The 9288-nt window shown below is 69.7% G+C and carries 7 protein-coding genes and 3 tRNA genes; 9 read left to right on the top strand and 1 reads right to left on the bottom strand.

All coding sequences use genetic code 11. The features are described from left to right. Nucleotides 1-74 precede the first annotated feature (74 nt). The 7 genes from K8V84_RS10580 (at nt 75) to K8V84_RS10550 (ending at nt 6162) form a co-directional block, all read left to right on the top strand. Nucleotides 75-147, top strand: a tRNA-Gly gene (locus K8V84_RS10580). Between the two features lie 50 nt (nt 148-197). Further along, nucleotides 198-272: transfer RNA gene (locus K8V84_RS10575), tRNA-Cys, on the top strand. 21 nt (nt 273-293) lie between these two features. Further along, a tRNA-Val gene (locus K8V84_RS10570) sits at nt 294-367 on the top strand. Nucleotides 368-483: 116 nt separating this feature from the next. Beyond that, nucleotides 484-1455, top strand: coding sequence for an MsnO8 family LLM class oxidoreductase (locus tag K8V84_RS10565; protein WP_304073715.1), 972 nt, complete (start codon nt 484-486; stop codon nt 1453-1455). Between the two features lie 226 nt (nt 1456-1681). Then, complete coding sequence (locus tag K8V84_RS10560; RefSeq protein ID WP_304073713.1) at nt 1682-2698, top strand: LacI family DNA-binding transcriptional regulator; 1017 nt, start codon at nt 1682-1684, stop codon at nt 2696-2698. Further along, nucleotides 2691-4229, top strand: a complete 1539-nt coding sequence (locus K8V84_RS10555; RefSeq protein WP_304073710.1) for a sugar ABC transporter ATP-binding protein — start codon at nt 2691-2693, stop codon at nt 4227-4229. Before K8V84_RS10560 ends, K8V84_RS10555 begins: the two co-directional genes overlap by 8 nt. After that, nucleotides 4219-6162 carry a substrate-binding domain-containing protein gene (locus K8V84_RS10550; RefSeq protein WP_304073707.1) on the top strand — a complete coding sequence of 648 codons (1944 nt, stop codon included), beginning with the start codon at nt 4219-4221 and terminating at the stop codon, nt 6160-6162. Before K8V84_RS10555 ends, K8V84_RS10550 begins: the two co-directional genes overlap by 11 nt. 68 nt (nt 6163-6230) lie before the next feature. Here the strand turns inward: K8V84_RS10550 and K8V84_RS10545 are convergent, their stop codons facing one another. Then, on the bottom strand, nt 6231-7469 hold the full coding sequence (locus K8V84_RS10545; protein ID WP_304073704.1) for a cytochrome P450: 1239 nt from the start codon (nt 7467-7469) through the stop codon (nt 6231-6233). 240 nt (nt 7470-7709) lie between these two features. Between K8V84_RS10545 and K8V84_RS10540 the strand changes: the two genes are divergently transcribed. Further along, a complete protein-coding gene (locus tag K8V84_RS10540) occupies nt 7710-8417 on the top strand; it encodes a FadR/GntR family transcriptional regulator (protein ID WP_304073702.1) in 708 nt (235 codons plus the stop codon). A gap of 159 nt (nt 8418-8576) precedes the next feature. Beyond that, a partial coding sequence (locus K8V84_RS10535) for a four-carbon acid sugar kinase family protein (protein ID WP_304073699.1) occupies nt 8577-9288 on the top strand: 712 nt, incomplete at its 3' end.

The raw sequence follows: 9288 nt of genomic DNA, 5'->3' as shown, positions 1-9288 counted from the left end.
GCTTCCTTCACACGGAAGAGGTCACTGGTTCGATCCCAGTATCGCCCACGGCAGGATCCTCGGATCCCTGTCCTGCGGACGTAGCTCAGCTGGTAGAGCATCACCTTGCCAAGGTGAGGGTCGCGGGTTCGAATCCCGTCGTCCGCTCGGAGAAAGGCACATACGGGTGCCGTTCGGCTACCTCGTGCTTCGATCAAGCCGGCGTGGCCGAGTGGCTTAGGCAAGGGACTGCAAATCCCTGCACACGGGTTCGATTCCCGTCGCCGGCTCCAGATGTACCTCATCTCGCATGAGGGCGATTAGCTCAGTTGGCTAGAGCACTACCTCGACACGGTAGGGGTCACAGGTTCGAGTCCTGTATCGCCCACAAGCAGCGGAAGCGGATTCCTTCGGGGATCCGCTTTCGTCGTTTCCAGGGTCGGCACGGGGTTCCGTGGTGCTCGACGGACCGCCCGCGAACGCGAACAAGGGGAATGAGGACCGATGCGTGTCTCTCTGCTCGACCGTTCACGGACCCGCGCCGGAGAACCCGACGCGGAGACGATCGCCACGACCGTCGAGAGGGCGGTGCGCGCGGAGGAACTGGGTTTCCACCGGTTCTGGACCGCCGAGCACCACGCCGTCCCGGGCATCGCCGGCTCGTCCCCCGCCGTGCTGCTCGCGGCGATCGGCGCCCGCACACGGCGCATCCGGCTGGGCACGGGCGGCATCATGGTCCCCAATCACAGCCCGATGGTGATCGCCGAACAGGCACTGCTCCTGGAGGCGCTCTTCCCCGGCCGGTTCGACCTGGGGCTCGGCGGCTCGCTCGGTTTCACCACTGCGATCCGAAGAGCGCTGGGGCGGACCGCCCTGCGGGAGGGCGAGTACCCGGCCGAGGTCGAGGAGGTCCTGCGCCATCTGAGCGGGGAGGCCGACATCACCGTCAGGCCGCGCGTCGAACCTCCTCCGGTGTTCATGCTCGCCATCAAGGGCGGGATGGCCCTGGCCGCCGACCTGGGGCTACCGGTCGTGGCCGGAGGGCCGCTGTTGCGCGACCCGGATCGTTTGGCCGACTACTTCCAGGACTTCCGTCCGGGCCCGACCACTCCACGGCCCTACCTGGTGGTGAACGTGGACATCGCCGTCGCGGAGACCACAGAGCGGGCCCGGGACCTGCTGCTTCCCGAGGCCTGGGCCTACGCGGACTCGCGGGAGGTGGGCGAGTTCCGGGCGCTGAGGCCCGTGGAGGAGGCCCGTCGGCTGCTCGACGGTACGACCAGCGCGATGAAGCGCAGGGCCGTGGACGACTGGATGTCCGGCGCGATCGCCGGCACCCCGGATCAGGTGGCGGACTCACTCGGCGACCTCGTCGAACGCACCGGCGCCTCCGAGGTCCTGGCCAACGTCAGCACCTACGACCGCGCCGAGGTCGAGGGCATCGACGAGTTCCTGTCCTCACTGCTCACCTCGTAGCGTTCGGTCGCGCGACGGAACGCCCGGCCACCGATCGAACGACCCCCATGTGACCGGAGGCACATTTTCCGCCGCGAAGTGTGACGGAAACCCTCCAATCTCGGGCAATCCGCGCATTCAGAACCTTTCCCGCGCAAGCATGTGAACTTTTGTGCTCTTCCCGTCTGGCATCATCGCTTTCGACCATGTAATCGTTTCCACGACACATGAGAGAGGGGTGGACACCATGGTGAGCATCAAGGACGTCGCCGAGTCGGCCGGCCTGTCCGTGGCCACGGTCTCCCGGGCTCTCAACGGACACCCCTCGGTCAGCGACGACGCGCGTGAACGGGTCCTGGCCGCCGCCGGCACGCTCGGCTACCGACCCAACGTCGTGGCGCGTTCGCTGCGCACCCACCGGACCGGAACCATCGGTCTGGTCATCAGCGACGTCCTCAACCCGTACTTCACCGAACTGGCCCGCGCCGTGGAGGAAGAGGCCCGCGAGCTCGGCTACAGCGTCATCATCGGCAACGCCGACGAACGCGCCGACCTGGAGGACCACCACGTACGCGGCCTGTTGGACCGGCGCATCGACGGTCTCCTCGTCTCCCCCGCCGACGGCCGCTCCCCCATGACCCTGGAGGCCGCGGCCGGAGACACCCCGGTGGTGTTCGTCGACCGCTGGATCCCCGGCGTCGACGTGCCCGTGGTCCGATCGGACGGTCGCACGGCCATCGCCGACCTCGTCGACCACCTGTACGGGCTCGGCCACCGACGTCTGGCCATCATCACCGGCCCCGCGGCCACCACCACCGGCCGCGAGCGCGTGGACGCCTTCCGCGCGGCCCTGGCCGTCCACGGGCTCGCTCTGCCCGAGGAATACGTGGGCCGCGGCGACTTCCAGGCCGAGAGCGGACGCGCCTGCACCGAACGCTTCCTGAACCTGCCAGGGCCCCCCGACGTCGTCTTCGCCACCGACAACCTCATGGCGCTGGGCGCGCTGGACGAGATCGGAGCGCGCGGTCTGCGGGTCCCCGAGGACATCGCCCTGGCCGCCTTCGACGACATCCCGTGGTTCTCGCACACCGACCCGCCGATCACCACGATCGCCCAACCCACGGCGGAGCTGGGCCGGGTCGCGGTGCGTGCCCTGGCCGACCTCATCGCGGGCTCGCCCGCCTCCTCCACCGTCCTGCCCGCCCACCTCGTCGTACGCCGCTCCTGCGGCGAGCCGGAAACCAAGGGAGCCACACGTGAGTAGTCCGGACGAACTCCTGCGCGTCGAGGGGGTGCGCAAGGCCTTCCCCGGAGTGGTCGCCCTCGACGACGTCGACTTCGACCTGCGTCGGGGCGAGGTCCACGCCCTCCTCGGTGAGAACGGGGCCGGGAAGAGCACCCTCATCAAGGTGCTCTCCGGCGCCCACCGCCCCGACCGAGGTCGGATCCTCGTCGAGGGTTCCGAGACCCTCATCCGGGACGCCCAAGACGCCGAACGTCTGGGCATCGCCACCATCTACCAGGAGTTCAACCTGGTCCCCGACATCACGGTGGCCGAGAACATCTTCCTGGGCCGCCAGCCCCGCCGGTTCGGGTTCATCGACCACCGGCGAATGGAGGCCGAGGCCTCCGCGCTGCTCGAACGCGTGGGCGTGGACGTGTCCCCTCGAGCCAAGGTGCGCGGACTCGGCATCGCCCGTCTGCAGATGGTGGAGATCGCCAAGGCGCTCAGTCTGAACGCCGAGGTCCTCATCATGGACGAGCCCACCGCCGTGCTCACCACCGAGGAGGTCGAGCGGCTCTTCGCCATCGCGCGCCGCCTGCGCGCCGACGGTGTGGGCATCGTCTTCATCACCCACCACCTGGAGGAGATCGCGGCGCTCGCCGACCGGGTGACCGTGCTGAGGGACGGCCGTTCGGTCGCGCACGTGGGCGCCGACACCCCCGAGGACGAACTGGTGCGCCTGATGGTGGGGCGCAGCATCGACGAACAGTACCCGCGCGAACGCCCCGAGGCGGGAGAGCCGCTGCTGCGGGTGCGGGGGCTGACCCGGGACGGTCACTTCGAGGACATCGACCTGGACGTCCGCGCGGGTGAGGTCGTGGGACTGGCCGGGCTGGTCGGCGCCGGGCGCACCGAGGTCGCCCGCTCCGTCTTCGGCGCGGACCCCTACGACTCCGGCACGGTCGAGGTCCTGGACCGTCCCCTGCCCGGTGGTGACGTCAACGCGGCCATGACCGCCGGTCTGGGGCTGGTCCCCGAGGACCGCAAGGGTCAGGGCCTGGTGTTGGACGCCTCCGTCGAGGACAACCTGGGGCTGGTCACCCTGGGGCCCACCAGCAAGGGCGGGTTCGTGGACCTGGTGGGGCAGCGCGCCTCCGCCGAGCGGATCGCCGGCGACCTGGGCGTGCGCATGTCGAGCATCTCCCAACACGTGCGCACCCTGTCGGGCGGCAACCAGCAGAAGGTCGTCATCGGCAAGTGGCTGCTGGCCGACTCGCGGGTGCTGATCCTCGACGAACCGACCCGCGGCGTCGACGCCGGCGCCAAGGTCGAGATCTACCGACTCGTCAACGAACTCACCGCCTCCGGTCACGCGGTGTTGATGATCTCCAGCGACCTCCCCGAGGTGCTGGGAATGAGTGACCGGATCCTCGTCATGGCCCAGGGCCGCATCACCGGGGAGCTCTCCGCAGAGGACGCCACGCAGGACGCCGTGATGTCCCTGGCGGTCGCCGCCGGCCCCCGGTCGAGCACTGAAGAGCACGGAGTGGAGGGCCACCATGGCCACTGATACGGACAAGAGCGGCGGCACCTGGCCCGCCCTGCGAAGATTCCTGCTGGAGAACGGTGCGCTGACCGCCCTGGCCGTCCTGGTCGTGGTCATGTCGTTGCTCTCCGACGATTTCCTGACGGCGCAGAACCTCCTCAACGTGGGTGTACAGGCCGCCGTCATCGCGATCCTGGCCTTCGGTGTCACCTTCGTCATCATCGCCGGCGGGATCGACCTTTCGGTGGGTTCGGTGGCGGCGCTGTCGGCGACGGTGCTGGGCTTCCTCGCCACCGTGCAAGGTGTTCCTGTCTGGTTGGCGCTTCCCCTCGCCGCGGCCACCGGTGTCGCGTGCGGCCTGGTCAACGGTGTACTGGTCGCCTATGGCAGGTTGCCCTCGTTCATCGCCACCCTGGCGATGCTGTCGATCGGACGCGGCCTGTCCCTGGTCCTGTCCGAGGGCAGCCCGATCTCGCTGCCGGACTCCGTGTCCGTTCTGGGGCGTTCGCTGGGCGGCCGGCTGCCCGTACCGGTGCTCATCATGCTGGTGATGGTGCTGGTCACCGCGGTGATCCTGCGCCGGACCTTCGCCGGACGCGCGATGTACGCGATCGGCGGCAACGAGGAGGCCGCGCGCCTGTCCGGTATCCGCGTCAAGCGGCACCAGCTCGGCATCTACGCGTTGTCGGGTCTGTTCGCGGCCGTGGCCGGCATCATCCTGGCCTCCCGTCTGGCCTCGGCCCAGCCGCAGGCCGCCCAGGGCTACGAACTGGACGCGATCGCCGCGGTCGTCATCGGTGGCGCCAGCCTCGCCGGCGGCGTGGGCTCGGCGTTCGGCACCCTGGTCGGTGCGCTGATCCTCGCGGTGCTGCGCAACGGCCTGAACCTGCTGTCGGTCTCGGCGTTCTGGCAGCAGGTCGTCATCGGTGTGGTCATCGCGGTCGCCGTCCTGTTCGACACGCTGCGCCGCCGCTCCGCCGGCGGTGGGGACGCGGGCTCCGGGTCCGGTTCCGGCGCGAACGGAAGCCGTAGCAAACGCGGCGTCCAGCTCGTGGTCGCCGCGGCCGCGACCGCCCTCGTGGTCGGTGCCCTGTCGTTCCTGACCCCGAACTCCTCCACCGACACGACCCGGATCGGGATGTCGCTGTCCACGCTCAACAACCCGTTCTTCCTGCAGATGCGGGACGGGGCACAGGCGGAGGCGGACCAGGCCGGTGTGGAACTGATCGTCACCGACGCCCAGGACGACGCGTCGCAACAGGCCGACCAGATCCAGAACTTCGTCAGCACCGGTGTGACCGCCATGGTGATCAACCCGGTGGACTCCGACGCCGCCGGCCCTCCGGTGGGCGGCGCCAACAACGCCGACATCCCGGTGATCGCGGCCGACCGCGGTGTCAACGAGGCCGACGTGGAGACCCTGGTCGCCTCCGACAACGTCGAGGGCGGTCGGCTCGCGGCACAGGAGCTGGCCGAGGCGATCGGCGAGGAGGGCCGGATCGTGGTGCTGCAGGGCACCCCGGGCACCTCCGCCAGCCGTGAGCGCGGTTCCGGCTTCGAGGAGGGGATCGCCGAGTTCCCCGACATCGAGGTGGTGGCGCAGCAGCCCGCCGACTTCGACCGGTCCAAGGGTCTGGACGTGATGACCAACATGCTCCAGGGCAACGGCGACGTCGACGCCGTGTTCGCGGAGAACGACGAGATGGCGCTCGGCGCCGCCGCGGCGCTGTCCTCCCGTGGCGAGGAGGCCGTCGTGATCGGCTTCGACGGCACCCCCGAGGGCCTCGAAGCGGTCGCCGAGGGCACCCTGTACGCGTCCGTGGCCCAGCAGCCCGCCGAACTGGGTCGGGTCGCGCTGCGAAACGCGATCGCCGCCGCGGAGGGCGAGAGCCTGGAGGAGACCGTGATGGTCCCGGTGGAGGTCGTCACCGAGGAGAACGTCGACGAGTTCGAGTGATCCTCTCCTGGTTCCGTTGGAGGGTCCGGGGCCTCGCGCCCCGGGCCCTCCCCTGTGTCCGTCGACGATCAGGGGGTCGTCGACCGTTCCGGGTGGGGGACGACCTGGAGTTCGAGGGGTCCGTTGACCAGCAATGACGGGACCGGGGCGGGGTTCTCTCCGCCCTTCGCCAGGGTCAGGTCCGGAAGGGCCGCGAACAGTTCCTCCAGGGCGACCCGGGCCTCCATGCGGGCCAGGTGGGCGCCCACGCAGAAGTGCGCGCCGAACCCGAAGGCCAGGTGCTTCTTGTCGGCGCGGTCGGGGTCGAAGGCCTCCGGGGCGTCGGGGTGCAGTTCGGGGTCACGGCCCGGGGCCCCGAAACCGACGAGGATCGGCTCTCCCCTGGCGATGGGCACCCCGTCGAGTTCGAAGTCCTCGACGGCGTAGCGCAACGGTACGTACTTGGTGGGCGGGTCGCGGCGCAGGGACTCCTCGACCACCTTCTCGGCCTCCAGTTCCCCGGTGGCCAGGCGGTCCCGGTGTTCGGGGTGGGTGAGCAGGGCGTGCACCGCGTTGGTGATGAGGTTGACGGCGGTCTCGAACCCGGCGCCGATCATGAGCACGAGCGTGCCGATCAGTTCCTCCTCACGGAGAGGTTCGCCGTCCGTCGGTCGGAGGAGGTCGTCGGTGAGGTCCTCGCCGGGGTGCGCGCGTTTGTGCGCGATGAGGCCGTCCAGACACGCCATGAGTTCGCGCTGACCCGCCAGGACCTGTTCGGGGGCGGCGGTGGTGTCCACACCGGCGTCCACCGCGTCGCCCAGCCGATCCCGCAGACCTTCGGGGACACCGAAGAGCTCGCAGATCACACCGGTGGTCAGCGAGCGTGACAGTGCCGCGCGCAGGTCGACGGACCGCCCGGGTCCGGTGTCGGCCAGTTGCGCGACCAATGCGCGCGCCCGGCTGCGCAGGGACTCCTCCATCCGACGCGCACGCCTCGGGGTGAACGCCGGGGTGACCAGTCGGCGCAGGTTCCGGTGCTCCTCTCCATAGCGGTTGATGAAGCCCTCCAGGAACACCAGTCGCGCCAGCGGCCAGTCCTGGCCGACCTGGTCGTGTTCGGGCCAGTGGGCGCGAAAGTCGCGCGAGACGCGTGGGTCGGCCAGGACCCGTTCGACCAGGTCGTGTCGGGTGACGGCCCAGGCGGTCACTCCCCCGGGCAGTTCGACGCGCACTGTGGGACCGGCCGCGCGCAGGTGTGCGGTCTCCTCGTGGAAGCCGGTTCCGTCGGTGCGCAGTCGGTAGGGGCAGGTGGGGCTCGAAGCCGACATGACGGCCTCCTTGAGGGGTACGGCGGGAGCGGGGCAGGGCCGGACTCCCACGTTCTACGTCAGGAGATCCCGCCTGACAACGGGTTTTCCCTCCCGAGGCCGGAGCCGGTCGGGGAGCCCGGTTCCGATGCGGCGATAGGCTTGGGCTTCGCGGTGAACGCGTGTGAAGCGTTCGGAGGGTGGCGGATGTTTTCCGGGGGACTCCGCGGCCCCGTCGTCCCCCGGTTCGGAAGGAGTGTCGTGCCGAGGCCGTTGCTCGCCGACGAGATCGCCCGGACGCTGCTGGACCGCATCGTCGACGGAAAACCGCCGCCCGGAGGCAAGCTGCCCTCCGAGAACGAACTCGGCCAGGAGTTCGAGGTCAGCCGTCTCACCGTCCGTGAAGCGATCCGCACCCTTCAGGCCCAGCACGTGGTCGACGTCTCCCGAGGCCGGGGCAGCGTGGTGCGCCCCTTGGAGGAGTGGACGGGTCTGGAGGCCGTGCTGCGCGCGACCGTGCGCGGCGGAGACGACCTCACCGCCTCACTGCAACTGGTCCAGGTTCGACGGATGATCGAGACGGGCGCGGCCGCACTGGCCGCCGAACACCGCGACGAGGACGACCTGGCGAAGATGGAGACGTCGCTGCAGGGCATGTGCGACGCGCACGAGCGCGAGGACCTGGAGTCCTTCGTCGAACACGACATCCGGTTCCACGACGTGATCCTGTCGGCGACGGGCAACGTGTTCGTGGCCGTGCTGTTCGATCCGCTCTCCCGTGTGATGCGGGAGAAGCGCCGGCAGACCTCCGCCGTCTCCACGATCCAACGCAACGCGATCGAGGAGCACCGCAAGGTACTGGACGCCATCAGGTCCGGTGATGCCGAAGCGGCGCGGTTGGCCATGGAGAGCCACATGGCGCAGACCGCACGCGACCTACGTCACCACGTCTTCGGCCTGTCCGACTGATCCCGCGGCGATCGCCGCCCACATCCTCTTTCCCCACGCCTTTCCTCACGCCCGAGCGCGCACCGACGCGCTCGGGCGTTCTTGGTAATTCATGTGAACGAAGCCTTGACCTGCACCGGAGTTAACATAAGATATCTGATGTTTAACAAGGGAGCCCTCATGATCGATCCCCACGAGATCCTCACCCGCGCAGGAGGACCGAGCCCGGTCACCGCCGCGGACGTGGCCCGCCGGGCCGAAACCGGAGCCGTCATCGTCGTCCTGGACGACGACCCGACCGGCACCCAGTCGGTGCACGGGCTGCCCGTGCTCACCCGTTGGGGCGTCGACGACCTGCGGTGGGCGTTCGCACAGGACACCCTCGCCGTCTACGTGCTCACCAACACCCGAAGCCTCGACCCCGAAGAGGCCGGCGCCCGCAACGCCGAGGTCGTGCGCAACGCCCGCGACGCCGCCGGCGACCGGCCCCTCGTCTTCGCCAGCCGAGGCGATTCCACCCTGCGCGGCCACTACCCGCTGGAGCCCGGGGTCATCGACCGCACCCTCCAGGACCTGGGTGAGCCCGGAATCGACGGGATCGTCATCGTGCCCGCCTTCCCCGACGCCGGACGCGTCACCGTCGGCGGGGTCCACTACATGCGTTCGGGCGACGAGTACACGCCCGTGGCCGAGACCGAGTTCGCCAGGGACGCCACCTTCGGCTATCGCAGCTCCGACCTACGGGCCTGGGTCGAGGAGAAGACCGACGGAGCGGTTCCGGCCGCGGACGTCACCGTCATCGACCTGCCCCTGCTGCGCGGCGGCGACGTCGCCTCGGTCACCGCCCCGCTTCGCGAAGGCCGCCGGAGTCGACCCGGTCCGGTTCGGGCTG

The organism is Nocardiopsis listeri, assembly GCF_020741345.1.
In the GTDB taxonomy this organism is placed as follows: Bacteria; Actinomycetota; Actinomycetes; order Streptosporangiales; family Streptosporangiaceae; genus Nocardiopsis; species Nocardiopsis listeri_A.
This window is presented reverse-complemented; position numbering and strand designations above follow the sequence as displayed.